This window comes from Helicobacter cetorum (assembly GCF_900198405.1).
Lineage (GTDB): Bacteria > Campylobacterota > Campylobacteria > Campylobacterales > Helicobacteraceae > Helicobacter > Helicobacter cetorum_C.
In genome coordinates this window covers 25,062-41,651 of record NZ_FZMR01000023.1, presented here as the reverse complement: position 1 = coordinate 41,651, position 16,590 = coordinate 25,062, and the positions used below count along the sequence as shown (strand labels likewise).

Sequence of the window (16,590 nt, the reverse complement as noted above, 5' to 3'; positions counted from 1 at the left end):
TTATGCCTTAATTTTGTTTTGTTTTTGCTTAAAAAAGAATTGTCTTAATAATAAAATACCCACACCCACATCTATCATCACATCAGCAAAATTAAAAATGGCAAAATCAAATCCATAATGATAATACACATAATCCACAACGCCCCCATGCACAAATCTATCTAAGATATTAGAGACCCCAGCTCCAAACACTATGCCAAACTCTATAGCATGGGTTTTAAAAAAATCCATTTGGCGTGTTAAAAAAATAAAAAGCCCTATGATTAAAAGGATTTGCAGGTATTTTAAACTTTCATCTAAAAAGCTAAGCATTGAAAACGCTACACCCTTATTAAATACTAAAACAATATCTATGATAAAACTTTCATAGCGAAACCCTTCTAAAATAGCGAATTTAATGGCTTGGTCTAAACCTAAGACAAGAAGAAAAACCCCTATAAAAACTAGCAGACTTTTTTGAGTGGCTTTTAACACAAATGCCCTTCAAAAAATTCTTTTAATTCTTGCATTTTTGACTCTAGCAATTTTTCATCTTTACCTTCTAAAAGGATTCGTAACTTATTTTCTGTGCCGCTATAGCGAATTAAATGGCGCATTTGCAACTTGTCTAATTCTTTTATAAGAGTGCTATAACCTTTCAAGCTCTCTAAAGGGGGCTTTTTTTGAATGCTTAAATTCACAAGGCTTTGGGGGTATAGTTCAAAAGGGTTTAAAGCGATTGAGCTTGGCTTTTTACTCTCTAAGACTAATGCGCTCACTTGTAAGGCACATACCAAGCCATCACCGGTTTTAGCGTAATCGCTAAAGATAATATGTCCGCTTTGTTCGCCTCCAAAATTAGCTTTATTTTGGTGCATGCATTCGCTTACAAACTTATCGCCAATGGCACAATGCTTTAATTCTAAATCTTTAGTATTGAGATATTCTTTAAGGGCTAAATTACTCATATTGGTTGCCACAACTACTTTAGAAGAAAGGGCGTTTTTAGATTTTTGATACGCTCCTAACACACCTATAAGTTTATCTCCATGCACGATATTCCCTAGATTATCCACCACCACTAGCCTATCTGCATCGCCATCTAGTGCAAAGCCTAAGTCCGCACGATATTTTTTCACTTCTTGGCTTAATTGATTGGGGTATAAAGCACCGCATTGTTCATTGATATTGCACCCACTAGGTTTATCATTAATCACCACCACATCAGCTCCAAGCTCACTAAAAACAACCGGTGCTACCTTATAAGCTGCTCCATTAGCAGTATCTAGCACCACGCGCATGCCTTGTAGGTCTAAATGCTTGGGAAAAGAATGTTTTAAATGCACGATGTAGCGTCCCACTACATCATCTATCCTTTTAGCATTACCAATATTTTCGCCCACTTTATAGCTAGAATGCAACAATTCCTCGTTTTCAAAAATTTCTTCAATCGCTTTTTCATCTTGCTGAGTGAGCTTATAACCAAAAGAATTGAAAAATTTAATGCCATTATCTTCAAAAGGGTTATGACTAGCGCTTATCATAATACCTGCATCACAACGCATATTTTCAGTCAAAAAGGCAATTGCAGGGGTAGGCATAGGCCCTATTTGAATCACATTATAACCAATAGAAGTAAGAGCGCTTACTAAAGCGTTTTCTATCATATAACCGCTTTTTCTTGTGTCTTTGCCAATAAGGATTTTATTGGTGCGTGAAGTTTTCCTAAAATATAACCCCGCAGCAATTCCTAAACGCATGATAAACATAGGAGTAAGCTTAGTCCCTGCTTTACCCCTTACGCCATCAGTTCCAAAAATTTTCATCATTTAATAGTGCCTTTTAAACTACTTTTAATCAATTTTTAGATACGATTATGCCAAAATTTAAATTACAAAGGGATTAAAATAAGGCTATGGCAAATCATAAGTCCGCAGAAAAGAGAATCAGACAGACCATTAAGAGAACCGAACGCAATAGGTTTTATAAGACTAAGATTAAAAATATTATTAAAGCAGTGCGTGAAGCGGTTGCAGTTAATGATGTAGAAAAAGCTCAGGAGCGTTTAAAAATCGCTAATAAAGAGTTGCATAAATTTGTCAGCAAAGGCATTTTAAAGAAAAATACCGCTTCTAGAAAAGTCTCAAGGCTTAATGCTTCAGTGAAAAAAATCGCTCTTGCTTAAGGGCTGTTTTTTTGACTTCTTTCTAGTTCAATAACGATTTTTTTAGTTGTTATTGAGCGTTTTTATAGCTAAATTTTCTTTTTAGGTAGTTTCTATGTCCATTTTAGTAGAAAAGTTTTCTTCTATTCTTAAACGATACGATGAAATCACGGCGTTATTAAGTGATAGCGAGATCGTTAGTGATGTCAAAAAACTTACTGAATTAAGCAAAGAGCAAAGCTCTATTGAAGAACTTTCAATGGCGAGCAAGGAGTATTTGAGCGTTTTAGAGAGTATCAAGGAAAATAAAGAGCTTTTAGAAGACAAAGAATTAAGCGAACTAGCCAAAGAAGAATTAAAAGTCTTAGAAGTTAAAAAAAGCGAGTTAGAAAGCACTATCAAGCAACTTCTCATTCCTAAAGACCCTAACGATGATAAAAACATCTATTTGGAACTAAGGGCTGGAACAGGGGGTGATGAAGCGGGCATTTTTGTAGGGGATTTGTTTAAGGCGTATTGCCGTTATGCGGATTTGAAAAAGTGGAAAGTAGAAATTGTAAGCTCTAGTGAAAACAGCGTAGGGGGCTATAAAGAAATCATCGCTCTTATTAAGGGTAAGGGCGTGTATTCAAGGCTCAAATTTGAAGCAGGCACACACAGAGTCCAAAGAGTTCCAGAGACAGAATCTCAAGGGCGAATCCACACTTCCGCTATCACGGTGGCGATTATGCCTGAAGTAGATGATGTGGAAGTCTCTATCAATCCTAGCGATTTGAGAATTGAAGTTTTTCGTGCCGGAGGGCATGGGGGACAATGCGTAAACACCACAGACTCTGCTGTTCGTATCACGCATATTCCTACGAATATCAGCGTGAGCATGCAAGATGAAAAATCCCAGCATAAAAATAAGGACAAAGCCCTAAAAATCTTAAAAGCACGCCTTTATGAAAAGCAAATTGAAGAGCAACAGCTCGCTAATGCTAAAGACAGAAAAGAGCAAGTCGGTAGTGGGGATAGAAGTGAAAGAATCCGCACCTATAATTACCCACAAAATCGCTTGAGCGAACACAGAATCAACTTGACCTTGTATAGCCTAGAAGAAATCATGCTTTCAGGGAATTTAGATGAAGTGATTAACCCCTTAATCGCTCACGCTCAAAGCCAGTTTGAATAAACTTTGGTTTTTGCTTAGTAGTAATCTCACTACTTAGGGCTTTTTAAAATATTCTCTCTTGATTACCACTTATCATGTGGTTTAAATGGCGTGTTTGTGTGTGATTAAAAGTAAGTTGTTTTAAGTCTTGTAATGATTTATAGTTCTATTTGTAAGAGTGTTGATTAAAACAAATATAGATAAACTTTAAATTTTAAAGGGTTAAAAAAAGAAAAGTTTTATAAAAAAATCTAAAAATATTTGTTTAAGTGATTTTCTAATCAAATATTTTAGTTATAAATTCTATTAATCAATATTTTATTAAATAGAACCTTATTTATTTTAAAATGGTGTTATGGAATTAAAAAGAATTTGTATTTGAATATCTGTCTATAAGGAGTTGTTTGATGGGCTGTTGTGTTAAAAAATTGCAAGAAATAGAAGTTTATAAAATTTTACAAGAGCGTGCGAATGAGCCTTTAAAAAACATTAAAGAGCTTTCGGTGTTTTTGGTTTCTTTATTGACTACTTTTATAATCGTGATTTATCAAGCTTGTTATGTAGTGAATTACATGACAGGCAAGCAAATATGGGATATTCTTGGTATAGCGATGTATTATTTTTCAAATCCTGATATTTTGAATGGTGAATATACTTATCGAATATATGGTTCGTTTCAGTTTGGGTTAGTTTGGTCATGGCTATGTTTTCTTTACTCTTGGTTAATGGCTAACAAAGATAAGGGTAATCGACTTGTTGCATCAATGTTTTTTATTCTTGGTTCGGTAATATTAGGATGCAACTCATTTTTGCCGACTTTGAAGTCATTAATAACTTTAGATGCATTTTGGGATACAAGTGGTTTTCTTAAAACTACGATGACATTTTCGTTGAGTTTGCTCGTTGTTTTTATGATTAGCTTTTTTTTAAAAAAGAAGTTTCAGACTTGGTCTACCCTTATTTTGTCTTTTATAATATTCTTATGTTGGCCTATATTTGTATGGCTTGCTTGGCTGTATGATAATGTTATTTATCATATTCTTATCTCTCAAACTTTTTTCTATCTGGTTATTCTTGTAGTGTTTATGTTCTTTCTCTCTTTGGTTTTCTCATTCCTACTTTCTTGTGATATTTATTGTTCTATTAAGAAAAATAATGCTTTACATGTAATAAGAAGAATAGTTGTTGATAAACAGCCAAAGGATAAGGTTGTAAATATAAGAAACTTAGAAGAATATGAAAACTCTAAAATTAAATGGTTGTTAAAAATTTATAGGTTTCAAATTAAAAAACTTGAACGACATAATAAATACTTATGGAAATTACAATTCTTAAATCTAACAGACCATATTAAAATATTTTTTAGTGGTAAATTTTTGCTAGGGTTGGTTATTCCATTTTTGTTATTTATCAGCTCGCCTATATTCATATCTTTTTCATACAACGATATTTGTGGCAAGAAAGATATGCATGCTTGTAAGGCTCGCTTAGCATTTGGCTTTAATAAAAAACTTGCAAATGATAAGCAATCTACCAAAATAGACATTAAGTTATATACTGGAAGCGCTAAAATTTATCGTCTGCAACTCAATCAAGGGAGTTGCGTGGTATATATGGAACAAAAAGAGAATGCTTGTAGGAATAAAAAGTATTTAAAAAAGCAAGATTTATACGATAGATACCTACAATACCAGCAATTTATTATTGATTATGCTAATGGGTGGACGAACATAATAAACAATCAGCCCCTAAGCGAGTCTATAAAATTTTTATCAGAAATCAAAAACAAACCCATTCAAACTTTAAAGTCCAAGCACGAGACGATGTCAATCTACACTTCATGTAAGAATACAGATATTCATAACATTGCTTTATGGGTTGAATACAAGGGACGATTAGAAAAAATAGAGCATGATTTTTAAACAAAAAAAGTTTTTGACTAGACATACTTAAGAGAGGTAGTCTTTAATGCTTAGAAATCTTTTTCTTGTATTATTTTCAAATCTTAGCGTAAGGTTTGTAGCTATTTTCACTACCCCCTAGTCTTAGTGCTATCTAATTTGAGTTTAACTTCTATTAATTTATATTGTAAAACAATATCTTTAAGATGAGTGGATTAAATAAGCAAGTTTTCTACCCCACTTAATTTTTATACAATAAAAACTTTTTCCATTTGTTTTCTGTGTAGCGTTTGAATAAAGAGGCGATTAACCCTGAAAGATTTAATTGTCCTACATAGCCTATAGTATAGCGCGAGCTAAGAGAGCAAATTGTGCCTTTTGGTTTGAATATAAAGGGGGGAATGGCGTTATGATTTAAGATGTTTTCAAAATTTAAGGCTACATAATACCCCATTTGAGAGGCAAGCTGAGCGCTTGGGGGATAAAATCTAGCTTGATTTTCTCTATCCCTTAAAGCAGCGCAATCGCCTAAGATAAAAATATTGGGTGCGTTTAAACATTTAGGGTTTAAAAATTCATTGACTTCCACTCTGTTATGATCACTTTTAAAAAGACTAGAACTTCCTATCACTATATTGCCCTTAACCCCGCATGTCCAAATGGTAAAATCAGTTGGAATCACGCTTTTTTGATGGTCTTTTTCGGTGTGGATTTGCTTTTCTTGGCATTCTAAAATCTTATGGTTGGTATATACCATAATGCCTTGTTTATGCAAGTAATTCAGAGCTTTTTTAACTAATTTAGGACTAAACATGGGCAAAATACTAGGCATAGCCTCTATGCAACTTAGCTGTATGTATAAAGAGGGTAAATGGAGTTGTTTTAAAAGCATAGGTAAATTATCTTTTAAAGCTCCTAAAATTTCTATGCCACTAAAACCGCCCCCACACACAACAAGATTAAAAGGATTTTTTAAGTCATGCGTTTTTAGGGCTTGGATAAGTTGTACGTGTAAATAAAGAGCGTTTTGAGAATGGCTGATGGCATAGGTATGCTGGCTAACGCCTTTAATATTAAAATCATCGCTCATAAAGCCAAGCCCTACAATCAAAAAATCATAAGCGTATTGAGCTGTATTGCCTATGACGCTATCTTGTTTGATTTCTATAATTTCATCTTGTATGAAACAAACCTTTTTAGGCAAAATATCGTTTAGGTCAAATAAATAATCTGTTTTAATACCGCTTGCAATTTCGTGTAACAAGATATTAGCACAATGCTTGTTGGTATTGGAAATAAGGGTAAAATGGTGTTGGTCAAAAAGCGTTTGAGGCACATTTTTAATAAAACTTAGGCTTGCATATCCAGCCCCTAGAACTAAAATATTTGCCATAAAACCCCTTTATTTTCAATGCTACATTAGCCCTAACCAAAAGCTAGAGCTTAATGATAGAAATTAGCCTAATCTCACTCATTTTCTTTAGTAAGTAATAGTTTAGCCCACTTTACCATAAAAAGTTTGCATAGCCTCTTGGCTCAATGAGACATTAGGTTCATTGTTATATGCAAGCACACATAAAATACGGCATACCTCGCCCTTTGTTTTATTGACCTTATGCAGACTATCACGCCCCCTAAAAAGCACTAACGCGCCTTCATCTTGGCTGAGGCTTTGATAAGGGCAAACACCAGCAACAATTTTATGGGCTAAATCATAGCCCATATCATTATGCTTAGAATTGCGCACATCTTTAACAAAGCAAAATTCCCCTCCACCTAGAGGTTTTTGAATGAGTAAAGTAATGGCGAATGATGAATTGTCAAAATGCCAATTAAGCCCTTGATTGTCATGGGCATAATGGATATTGATGCTAGAAAATTTATCCGCATAAGGATAGAGTTTTTCTTCTTCTAAAACAAAGGCTAAAAAATCTTTAAAATCAGAGCTGTTATAAAGCTCTCTTAAAGGCGAGTTATGACTGATATAATTGTCTGTAATGCAACCTTTTTCGCTCATCAAATCTAAGTTACGAATGTGTGAATCTGAAAAATTATTATCCTTTTTTTGTAAATAAATATTATGTGTGTTTTGTGTATAATAGGCGAGATGTTCTTTAGAGAGTGCTTCTTGTTTGATTTGTGCTAAAACATGGGGTTCTATGAAATGAGGCAAAACCATAATGCCATCTTTTTGCAAAACACTCTTACAATTTTCTCTAAAAGCCATATTATCAAGAGTATATTGTGCGTTTACAATTTGCATGTTCAACTCCTTATTTATAATCTTTGTGTTTGGGTTATGGTATCAAAGTTTGGAGTTTTTATGTTTAATCATCATAATATCTTAATCTTTTTAGATAAGATATTATGATTTTAATTATTTTATATCACTAAGATTCTTTAATGTCTTTTAGTAACTCTATGGCTTTTTCTATCAAGTCTGTAGGGTCGTCTTTTTTAGGATATGGTAAATAGTATTTCATCGGTGTTTTTGATGTTTCTGACTTTTCTGGTGTTAGGTTGTAATTCTCCTTATAATATTCCATTGTGAAAACATCTAGCTCAAAACTTTCTTCTAGCTCTAATGCTAAACCCCTTTCATCAAAATAAAAGGCTTTGATTTTATTAGGAATGCTAGGGTGTTTTGCTTCATTTTGTTTGTAAGGCTCATAGGTTAAATTGAATTTATCGCAAATCACTTTTAAATAAGGATTAATGCGTTTGGCTACATCTGCGCGACTGGTTTCTACTTTTTCTAAATAATCTTTTGTTTTATTGAAAATGACTAGATTTTCATCTGTATCCCACATTTTTTTAAAAATATCGTATTTAAAGAAATAATAACGCCATTCTTTTCTTTTATTCTTGTATTCACTAATCACCTCTTCTTTTTTAAGGGCGGCTAATGATTTTATATTTTTATTTACGCTCATATAGTCTTTTAAAAGTTGGTTGAATCCTTCTTTTTTTAAGATATTTCTATCCCAAACTAAGAAGCGCCCAAAATGCCCACAAGAGCCATAAAAGAACTTCCAATTATTAGAAAAACCTCCAATTCCTTTGCCTTCTTTTATCATGTCTTTTAGGCAAAAGCAAATGGTATTTTGGTCTTCTTTTTCAAACAAATTGTATAAAAACTCAATGCTTTCATCAAAATGATTTTTGTTAAAATCTTTAGCGTCATCAGGTAAGATAATATGGAGTTTTCCTTTAAAATAAGGCTTGTCTTCTAGTTCTTTAAGCCTTTCTTTAATCATAGGGTGTTCTTTTAGAATTTGGGCTTTTAAAATTTCATGTTTTAAGCCTCTAATATTATTTTGCTTAGACTCTAAAGTCTTATAAATATTTTGTTCTTTTGCTATAGGTATAAAAAATTCTAAAACCTTAGAAATATTTATTTCATTAAAGGCTAAAACAATATCTATTTGTCCGTATTTATGTCTATCATAACTCTCTACTACATTACGCACTACATGGATAAAATCTATTAAATGAGATTTATTAGTCTCATCAACATTATTTTTATGCTCTACTATATAGACTATAAGCATAAAGATAAGCGTTTGTTCGCCCAAGTTTTTAAAAGTTTTTTCCCCTTCTAATAAAATGCCTTTAATAAAATCCATTTCTTTTTTGCGGCTAAAAATTTTAACCTTATCTTGTGCGTGGTGTGTGCTAAAAATTTCACACCCTAATTTTTTAATATTTTTGCAATATTCTAAGGCTTTATATAAAAAATCTAAATTTTCTTGTTTTTTATAAAGATGGTTTTTAAAAATAGCATCTTGTATATTCTTGCTTGGCGTTTCATTATCTTTAATGTCTAGCATTTTAGTAATAAAATTAATGTAGTTTAAAAACATATCCCCCACAAATTCAGACTCTTTATTAAATTCGTTTTTAAATTCCCACATAGTATCTAGCCATTTTTTATCAAAACTTTGTGCAAATTTATCTTTATAATCTAATTGTTTGTAATCAATAAGCAAACCTTCAAATTTCGCCTTAAAATTTTCAAAATCATTTAAAGGCTTACCCCTTGCATTCATTTTGATATACAAATCTTCATCTAATTTAAAAGATTCTAATTCCAAAATATCAAATGAAATATTTTTTAAATTTTCATAACAAACTTTTAAATCTTCATTTTTAAATTTTTTATGAATTTCTTCTAACATATTAAGCATAGAACTTATTGTAGGGTCCTTAAGATAAAAGGGCATAAACCATGTGCTATCTTTAATTTGTTCTTTGAGACTTTTTTCTCTATCAAAAGTTTCTTCACAACGCACTAATTTATAACAAAACTCTTTAGAGCTGCTTCTAGTTTGGTAAGTAAATTTTTCTAAATAGCTAATATCTTCTTTTAAAAATTTGCCTAAATACCAAGAAAGCAAAAATAAGGTTGTTAATCTTTGCTGGCCATCTAGGGGGATAAATTTATTTTCTTTCACGCTCCCATAAATAAAATCTAAATATAAAGGTTTAGACTCTTTTAAGCTTTTTAATAAGGATTCTAAAAATTCATAACAAATTCTTTTGCTTTCTTCATCTTCTCTTCCTTGTGCATAATCTCTTTGAATAATAGGGATTTCAATAGAATATTTTTCAATTAATTCCTTAAAATTAGAGCGTTTAGTGGGGTTATTATTTTGCATTTTCTTCTTCCTTTAGATTTAAAGCTTTGCTAATAATTTTATTGATTGCTTCAAAGTAACTCTCTACATCATCGTTGCCCCAAAAGTTAGAGAGGTTTTTGCTGTAGTGTTTCATAAAAACATTTTTAGAACAAAGGGGTATAAAATGATTTTCTTTTTCTTTTAGCATTTCTCTTTTAATCATAAATACATAGTTAGAAAAAGCGCTATTATCCCCCTTGCCTAAAAGGGTTAGATTGCCTAGAGTATGAAGATTATCTTCCTTAAATTCTTCTTTATCATAAGCTAATTTTTTAATTTGGCGCATGTCTTCAAGCAAGTCTTTAATAGCTTTTATATCATCATCACTAAGATTTTTTGCTTTTTCTTTATTATAAACACCCTTTTCTTCAAGCTCTTTTAATAGCTTTAAAGCTTTTAAAAAATTTTCATCATTTTCTTCAAAAATCTTTAATTTTTCAGAATACTCTATAAAATCTTTGAGCCATTCTTTCAAAGCTAAGTGTGTGATGCCATCATTTTTTTGTGGGTAGATATGTTCTATAGACCATTCTAGTGCCTTATAGCGTTTAAAATCAAAATAATAATTATCTTGTTGATTATTAACAATAGTTGCTATATTAAAAAATAAAAGTATTTTTTCTATTTGCGATTTATTTTCATTGTATCTAAGCTCGTTTAATTGATTTTTTAAGCTAGTGCTATCTTGTATATCTAATTTCTCTTTCTCATTCAAAAAACCTAGCTCTATTTTAATTCTTTTATAAAGCTCTTTTTTAAATTCTGTTTTTGTTATACCTAGTGATTTTTTATAAAGCTCTTTAAGCGCTTTATCTTGGTTATTATCAATAGCCACTAAAAAACCTATTAAATGATAAAGCTCTTTATATTCATACCAGCTTTTAAGCGTTAAAAAAATCTTTTTAATGTTTGTATTTTTTTTATCTTTATTTTGTTCTTTAGGGCTTTCTTGTGTATTATTAACTTGATTGCTCCATAGATTTAAAAAATCTTTTGGATTTTGTTCTTTGAGTTCTGCTAGATAACGATATAAGGCGTATTTATCGTTTAAATCTAGTTGTTTATCTTGCGTATAGGCAAAAATTTCAAATAAAAGCTCTATTTTTGTGATTCTTTTTTTATTAGAGCTTAAAAAATAATAAAAATTTTCTTCTTCTAAAGCATAGGACATTTCATCAAATTCTTTTGCCATTTCAATTTGGCGTTTTTTAGCATCACTTTTTTCAAAATTTTTAGCATGTAAGAATAAAGCCTTGATAAGTTCAGCGTTAGTTAAGGGGATTTTATTGGTGTTGATACGCACAAAAAGTTCTTGCTCTTTATCATCATTATCCAATTCATACCAAATGATACGCACATTGTTGGCTATATCTTTGTCGGGTTCGCTTTTTTTTGTCTATGACTAAAAGAGTATCTACAAATTTTCCTTTATTAATCCCCTCTTTTTTAAAAAATTCACTGCATTTTTTATAGGTTTGAAACATAAAATGGTAATCTATATTTTTGTTGGCATTATCTTCGTTTTCTTCCTTGAGATTATCTAAAAAGTCTTTGCTATCTTTTCTTGTCTGATATTCTAAGCTAAAATTTTCTAAATAAGAATAGTCCTCTTTTATTCTATTTTCTAAACATTTTAAAATAATAAAAATCGTTGTCAAACGCTGTTGACCATCAATTAAGACATAACGCCCTTGCTCGTCTTTTTTAACAATTATGGGTTGTAGGCAATAAAATTCCCCCTCTTCTTTTTGTTTTTTTGAAAATTCCCATACATCATTTAATAAATCTTCTACTTGTTGCTTATCCCAGCGATACCCTCTTTGATAAGAAGGTATGATAAAATGTAGGGCTTTTCTACCTTCTTGTGTATTACCTAGAAGTTCGCCTATACCTTTAATTTCAATTTTTGCCATATTGTTCCCTTGATTTAACTTGAGATAATTCTATCACAAATTAAAAAATAAGGCTTTTAGCAAAAGCTAAGCATAAATAAATTAAAGCTTAATCAAAAATAATTTCTTCAGGCTTAATTTCATCTCCATAAACAGGCTCTAAAGTCTCTTTATAAGCCTCTTCTAAAAAATCGCTAGAAATGAGAGCATCAATTTCATTATTAAGCCATTCTAAAAGCTTAGGATTGCCTTTTTTAATCGCTGGAGCAATCACATCATTATCGCCAAGGCTTGTAATACCTACCTTAAATTCAGGGTGTTGTTTTGCCCAAGCAAATAATAGGGTGTTATCATGGGCTAGGGCGATAGCCTTGTCTTTTAAAAGAGCTAAGAAAGTCTCAGTGTTTTGCTCAAATTTCAAAAGTTTAACACTAGGATAATTCTTGGTGAAGTAGAAATCCGCTGTCGTGCCTTTATTTACAATGAGCGTTTTATCTTTCAAATCTTCTACATCTTTAATCACCCCATCTTTAGATACAACGCCCAAAGCGACTTTCATATACGGCTTAGCAAAATCCACTACCTCTTCTCTCTCTTTGGTGTGTGTGAAATTTGCCATAATAATATCTACTTTATTAGCTTTTAAAAATTCCACTCTAGCTGACGCTTCTACGGGAATAAACTCTATTTTATTTTCATCGCCAAATAAATCAAGAGCCATGCGTTTAGCAATAACCACATCAAAACCCTGATATTTTCCCTTAGAATCTACAAAGCCAAAAGGGGGTTTATCGCTAAAAACTCCCACTTTTAAAACCCCTCTTTGTTGAATGATTTCTAAAGCATCTTGCTTTTCTTTTTGGTTATCAGAACATGCACTAAAAATTAATGCGATTAAAACTAAGAATAGCCCCCACATTTTAAAAAGTCCATTTGTTAGCATAAACAATCCTTTTTTGAAACTAAAGTAATCTTTTTAGCAAACTTTATTTAACAGCTCCCTAAAAAATGAAAAGTTTCTAAAAATTTTTGTGCTCTTTGAGACTTAGGGTTATTAAAAAACTCTTTTGCACTACTTTCTTCAGCGATTTTACCACTATCAAAAAATACGATTTTTTTAGCGATTCTTTGAGCAAATTTCATTTCATGCGTAACAATAACCATGCTCATGCCTGTATTAGCTAATTCTAAAATCACTTCTAAAACTTCTTTTACCATTTCAGGGTCTAAGGAAGCGGTTACTTCATCAAAAAGCATGATTTTTGGCTGCATGCATAAAGAACGCACAATGGCTACTCGTTGCTTTTGCCCACCGCTTAACTCTTTAGGATAAGCTTTTTGCTTGTGTTCTAAACCCACTCGCTTTAAAAGCTCTATAGCTTGAGATGTAACTTCATCTTTTTGGCGTTTTTGCACCTTTAAAGGGGCGAGTAAGATATTATCTAGGACATTTAAATGCGGAAACAACTCATAATTTTGAAATACCATGCCTATTTTTTGGCGTAATTCACTCCAGTTGGTTGTGGGGGTATTGATATTGTTTTTTTCAAAAATAATTTCGCCTGCATCAATTTTTTCAAGCCCATTCAGACACCTTAAAAAAGTGCTTTTTCCGCATCCACTAGGTCCTAAAATCACGGCTACTTCGCCCTTTTTTAAAGTGAAATTAATGCCGTCTAAAACCAAATGGTTTTGATAAGTTTTTTTTAGCCCTTTGGTTTCTAAAATCACGCTCATCTTATCCCCTAATGTATTGAAATTTTTTTTCCAAATAGGAACTATATAGGCTCAAACTATAGCATAAACTAAAATAAAGCATTAAAATCACTCCATAGACTACAAAACTTGCATTAGGCATGCGTAAGAGATTAAGCTCTATGATTTGCTGTCCCACCTTTAACAAATCAATCGCTCCAATAAGAGAGACTAAAGCGGTAGTTTTAATCATGCGTGTGAATAAATTAAGACCTGATGGCAATAAAGACAAAAAGCTTTGTGGGAAAATAATGCTAAAAACAATCATTTTTGAATCCATTCCTAATGCTAACGCACTTTCTACTTGGTGTTTGCTAACAGAAGTCAAAGCTCCCCTAGTCAAATCCATCATTTCTGCACAGCCCCATAAACTAAAAACGATAATGCTTGCTAAAACAGCACTAATATGCACATTGAGTAAGCTTGCTAATCCAAAATACACAATAAATAGCCATGCTAAAAGGGGAATGATACGCACGCTTTCCAAATACACACGACACACAACAACTAAAACTCTAGAGCCAAACGCCATTAAGCTTCCTAAAAGCACCCCTAAAAACACCGAAAAAATAATAGAGCTTAACGCAATGAAAAGGGTTATCTTAAGCCCCTCTAGCAAACGCTTAAGATTGTCTAGCTCAAATAACACTTCCATTTTAAGCTACCTTCTTTTTAAAAGAACGCTCCAAAACGATAAACAAAACACTCAAAGGAAGTAGGGCGATTAAATAAGTCAAACTAAGCATCAAAAGACTTTCAGTAGTCTTATAATAAATGCCAATAAAATCTTTCGCTACGAACATAATGTCTGTGAGAGCTATCGCACCCACTACAGAAGTCTCTTTGAGTAAAAAAATCACATTTGCCCCAATTGAAGGCATAGAAACGCTTAAACTTTGGGGTAAAATAATGTAATACATAAGCTTCAAAGGGCTAAGCCCTAAGCTCAAAGCACTCTCTTTTTGGATAGGGGCTAAGCTTTTAAACCCAAGCAAAAAACTTTGACTCATATACCCCCCACCTAAGAATCCTAACGCTAGGATAGCACATTCTAAAGCACTCAAACCGATTTCATTCAGTCCATAATATAAAAAGAAAAGCTGGATTAATAGGGGTGTGTTTCTTGCAATTTCGCCATATATATAAACAATAGGAAATACAAAGCGTGTTTTGAAATATAAAACAATAGCGCATAAAAACCCTACAATAAGAGCCAAGAAAACCCCTAAGAAAGAAATGTAAAGCGTGAGTTCTAAACCTTTGAGAAACGCAGGGATAGAGTGCAACATAAAAGCCCAGTCTAATGTCATTCTTATTTTAAAGCCTTTGATAAAAAAATTCTGCTATTCTATCTTAAAAATTTAAACTTCTTTAAATTAAAGGTTTTTAGATACAATCTTAGCGTTTTAAGCGCTTATTTAGGACTTTATAGAATGTTAGCAGAGCAACGAGAGAAATTACACGCTAAATTATGGAAAACGCTAGGCGCTATACGAGCTACAGACTATTCCAAAGAGCATGTTTTAGGGCTGATTTTATACTACTACCTTTCACAAGATTTCAGCGATTTTTTAGATTCACGCACCAAAGCACACCAAAAATACAAAGATTTTAGCGATGAAGAAATCCTTAAAAAGATTTCAAAAGAAAATATCGTAGAAATCATACAAGAAAAAGGCTTATTCATTTATCCTAGCCAATTATTTTGCAATGTTTTAAACTCTTTTAAGAAGAGTAAAAAAGCGTCTTTAGGCTTGTATTTAGACCAAATTTTCAAGCAGATTGAAGACCCTTTAAACACGCTTGAACTAGAGAGCGATAGTTTTGTAGCAAGGCATTTTTTAGGCTTATTTAGAAAAGTTTCTTTAGGTGAGATTGGGGAGACTAATGACCCTAACAGCAAGCAAGCCAATTTAGAGAGTCAAAACCATAGCATTGAAACCCTTATTAAAATCATTGAAGAACTTAATGATTTTGACTCCTTTAATATTGATATTTTAGGCGATGCTTATGAATATCTTATCAACTATTACGCTAAAGAGGGGGGCAAGAGTGGGGGTGAGTTTTTCACCCCTCAAAGCGTCTCGCGCTTACTCTATAAAATCACGCATGCGCATTTAGATAGAACCCCTCATTTTGAAAATAAAAATCCCATTAGCGTTTATGACCCATGCTGTGGCTCTGGCTCTTTGCTTTTGCAATTCGCTAGAAACAATTATTCCTATCAATTCTATGGGCAAGAAAAAAATCCGCTCAACTACGATTTAGCCCGCATGAACATGTTCTTGCACGGAGTGGATTATGAGAATTTTAACATTCGGTGCGCTAACACCCTCTTAGAACCCAAGCATCAAAAAGAGGGCGATATAGAGCATGGCTTTGATGTGATTGTATCTAACCCACCCTTTAGCTATGGCAAGGACATGCCAAATGGGTGGTATGAAGACCAAGAGAAAATCTTAGAACAAGATGAGCGTTTTAGAGTGGCTGGCAAACTAGCCCCTAAAGGATATGCGGACTTAGCCTTTATTCTGCATATGTGCGATTTATTATCGCAATATGGCATATGTGCGAGCGTCATTGCTAATGGAGCGTTATATCGTAGTAATAGTGAGAAAAAAATCAGAGAATACTTGGTTGACAACAACTTTGTAGATTGCGTGATAGCTCTGCCAAAAGATTTATTCTTTGGCACTACCATTCCTGCATCTATTTTAATCTTACGAACGAATAAAGAAAATAAAAATAATGATAGCATTCTACTTATTGATGCGACCAAGCTTTATGAAAGAGAGAATGCCACCAACCAACTGAAAGAAACGCATATAGACCAGATTTTAGAGGCGTATTTAAAGCGTGAGAACATTCCTAATTTTTGCTATATTAAAACCAAAGAAGAATTACAAGAAAACGGCTATAACCTAAGCGTGCCAAGCAGCTTAGAAGAACAAGAGGTAATCAATATCAAGGCTTTAAATTTAGAGCTAGAAGAAATTGTTAAAACACAAGATTTAAAACGCTCGTTTTTGGATAATCTCATCAGTGAGCTTGAAAGGGGGCATTAAGC

General features: G+C 32.5%; 15 protein-coding genes. 4 read left to right on the top strand and 11 right to left on the bottom strand.

The window, feature by feature from the left end:
- Both lspA and glmM read right to left on the bottom strand, forming a co-directional pair.
- Entirely contained in the window at window positions 1–474 is a 474-nt protein-coding gene (gene lspA, locus C6H25_RS07090; protein WP_104748737.1) for a signal peptidase II, read from the bottom strand.
- Complete coding sequence (glmM, locus tag C6H25_RS07085; protein ID WP_104748761.1) at window positions 468–1,805, bottom strand: phosphoglucosamine mutase; 1,338 nt, start codon at window positions 1,803–1,805, stop codon at window positions 468–470. The genes lspA and glmM overlap by 7 nt, the downstream gene beginning before the upstream one ends.
- A gap of 89 nt (window positions 1,806–1,894) precedes the next feature.
- Between glmM and rpsT the strand changes: the two genes are divergently transcribed.
- The 3 genes from rpsT to C6H25_RS07070 all read left to right on the top strand — a co-directional run bounded on the left by rpsT (window position 1,895) and on the right by C6H25_RS07070 (window position 5,218).
- Entirely contained in the window at window positions 1,895–2,164 is a 270-nt protein-coding gene (gene rpsT / locus C6H25_RS07080; protein WP_001273618.1) for a 30S ribosomal protein S20, read from the top strand.
- Between the two features lie 94 nt (window positions 2,165–2,258).
- Entirely contained in the window at window positions 2,259–3,317 is a 1,059-nt protein-coding gene (gene prfA, locus C6H25_RS07075) for a peptide chain release factor 1 (protein ID WP_104748736.1), read from the top strand.
- 383 nt (window positions 3,318–3,700) lie between these two features.
- Complete coding sequence (locus C6H25_RS07070) at window positions 3,701–5,218, top strand: hypothetical protein (protein ID WP_158653903.1); 1,518 nt, start codon at window positions 3,701–3,703, stop codon at window positions 5,216–5,218.
- A gap of 220 nt (window positions 5,219–5,438) precedes the next feature.
- Here C6H25_RS07070 and C6H25_RS07065 read toward each other — a convergent pair whose 3' ends face one another.
- From C6H25_RS07065 to C6H25_RS07025, 9 genes are all read right to left on the bottom strand, one after another.
- A complete protein-coding gene (locus C6H25_RS07065; RefSeq protein WP_104748734.1) occupies window positions 5,439–6,590 on the bottom strand; it encodes an NAD(P)/FAD-dependent oxidoreductase in 1,152 nt (383 codons plus the stop codon).
- Window positions 6,591–6,692: 102 nt separating this feature from the next.
- On the bottom strand, window positions 6,693–7,460 hold the full coding sequence (locus tag C6H25_RS07060; RefSeq protein WP_104748733.1) for an arpA protein: 768 nt from the start codon (window positions 7,458–7,460) through the stop codon (window positions 6,693–6,695).
- 127 nt (window positions 7,461–7,587) lie between these two features.
- Window positions 7,588–9,855 carry a DUF262 domain-containing protein gene (locus C6H25_RS07055; RefSeq protein ID WP_104748732.1) on the bottom strand — a complete coding sequence of 756 codons (2,268 nt, stop codon included), beginning with the start codon at window positions 9,853–9,855 and terminating at the stop codon, window positions 7,588–7,590.
- Window positions 9,845–11,233 carry a GmrSD restriction endonuclease domain-containing protein gene (locus tag C6H25_RS07050; RefSeq protein WP_158653902.1) on the bottom strand — a complete coding sequence of 463 codons (1,389 nt, stop codon included), beginning with the start codon at window positions 11,231–11,233 and terminating at the stop codon, window positions 9,845–9,847. Before C6H25_RS07050 ends, C6H25_RS07055 begins: the two co-directional genes overlap by 11 nt.
- Window positions 11,214–11,789: a GmrSD restriction endonuclease domain-containing protein gene (locus C6H25_RS07045; RefSeq protein ID WP_104748730.1), complete on the bottom strand. Its 576-nt coding sequence runs from the start codon at window positions 11,787–11,789 to the stop codon at window positions 11,214–11,216. The genes C6H25_RS07050 and C6H25_RS07045 overlap by 20 nt, the downstream gene beginning before the upstream one ends.
- An 88-nt stretch (window positions 11,790–11,877) precedes the next feature.
- Window positions 11,878–12,711 carry a cysteine ABC transporter substrate-binding protein gene (locus C6H25_RS07040; RefSeq protein WP_104748729.1) on the bottom strand — a complete coding sequence of 278 codons (834 nt, stop codon included), beginning with the start codon at window positions 12,709–12,711 and terminating at the stop codon, window positions 11,878–11,880.
- Window positions 12,712–12,758: 47 nt separating this feature from the next.
- Complete coding sequence (locus C6H25_RS07035) at window positions 12,759–13,505, bottom strand: amino acid ABC transporter ATP-binding protein (protein ID WP_104748728.1); 747 nt, start codon at window positions 13,503–13,505, stop codon at window positions 12,759–12,761.
- Between the two features lies 1 nt (window position 13,506).
- Window positions 13,507–14,178 carry an amino acid ABC transporter permease gene (locus tag C6H25_RS07030; RefSeq protein ID WP_104748727.1) on the bottom strand — a complete coding sequence of 224 codons (672 nt, stop codon included), beginning with the start codon at window positions 14,176–14,178 and terminating at the stop codon, window positions 13,507–13,509.
- A 1-nt stretch (window position 14,179) separates the two neighbouring features.
- Window positions 14,180–14,833 (bottom strand): amino acid ABC transporter permease, encoded by a 654-nt coding sequence (locus C6H25_RS07025; protein WP_104748726.1) that lies wholly within the window; start codon window positions 14,831–14,833, stop codon window positions 14,180–14,182.
- Between the two features lie 123 nt (window positions 14,834–14,956).
- Here C6H25_RS07025 and C6H25_RS07020 point away from each other — a divergent pair, with 123 nt between their 5' ends.
- Window positions 14,957–16,588, top strand: a complete 1,632-nt coding sequence (locus C6H25_RS07020) for a type I restriction-modification system subunit M (protein WP_104748725.1) — start codon at window positions 14,957–14,959, stop codon at window positions 16,586–16,588.
- The last annotated feature ends 2 nt before the right edge of the window (window positions 16,589–16,590 follow it).

Bases quoted from the DNA above. Each gene is read 5' to 3' on its own strand.
- glmM (WP_104748761.1), bottom strand. From the start codon at position 1,805: ATGAAAATTTTTGGAACTGATGGCGTAAGGGGTAAAGCAGGGACTAAG.
- rpsT (WP_001273618.1), top strand. From the start codon at position 1,895: ATGGCAAATCATAAGTCCGCAGAAAAGAGAATCAGACAGACCATTAAG.
- prfA (WP_104748736.1), top strand. From the start codon at position 2,259: ATGTCCATTTTAGTAGAAAAGTTTTCTTCTATTCTTAAACGATACGAT.
- C6H25_RS07065 (WP_104748734.1), bottom strand. From the start codon at position 6,590: ATGGCAAATATTTTAGTTCTAGGGGCTGGATATGCAAGCCTAAGTTTT.
- C6H25_RS07060 (WP_104748733.1), bottom strand. From the start codon at position 7,460: ATGCAAATTGTAAACGCACAATATACTCTTGATAATATGGCTTTTAGA.
- C6H25_RS07055 (WP_104748732.1), bottom strand. From the start codon at position 9,855: ATGCAAAATAATAACCCCACTAAACGCTCTAATTTTAAGGAATTAATT.
- C6H25_RS07045 (WP_104748730.1), bottom strand. From the start codon at position 11,789: ATGGCAAAAATTGAAATTAAAGGTATAGGCGAACTTCTAGGTAATACA.
- C6H25_RS07040 (WP_104748729.1), bottom strand. From the start codon at position 12,711: ATGCTAACAAATGGACTTTTTAAAATGTGGGGGCTATTCTTAGTTTTA.
- C6H25_RS07035 (WP_104748728.1), bottom strand. From the start codon at position 13,505: ATGAGCGTGATTTTAGAAACCAAAGGGCTAAAAAAAACTTATCAAAAC.
- C6H25_RS07030 (WP_104748727.1), bottom strand. From the start codon at position 14,178: ATGGAAGTGTTATTTGAGCTAGACAATCTTAAGCGTTTGCTAGAGGGG.
- C6H25_RS07025 (WP_104748726.1), bottom strand. From the start codon at position 14,833: ATGACATTAGACTGGGCTTTTATGTTGCACTCTATCCCTGCGTTTCTC.
- C6H25_RS07020 (WP_104748725.1), top strand. From the start codon at position 14,957: ATGTTAGCAGAGCAACGAGAGAAATTACACGCTAAATTATGGAAAACG.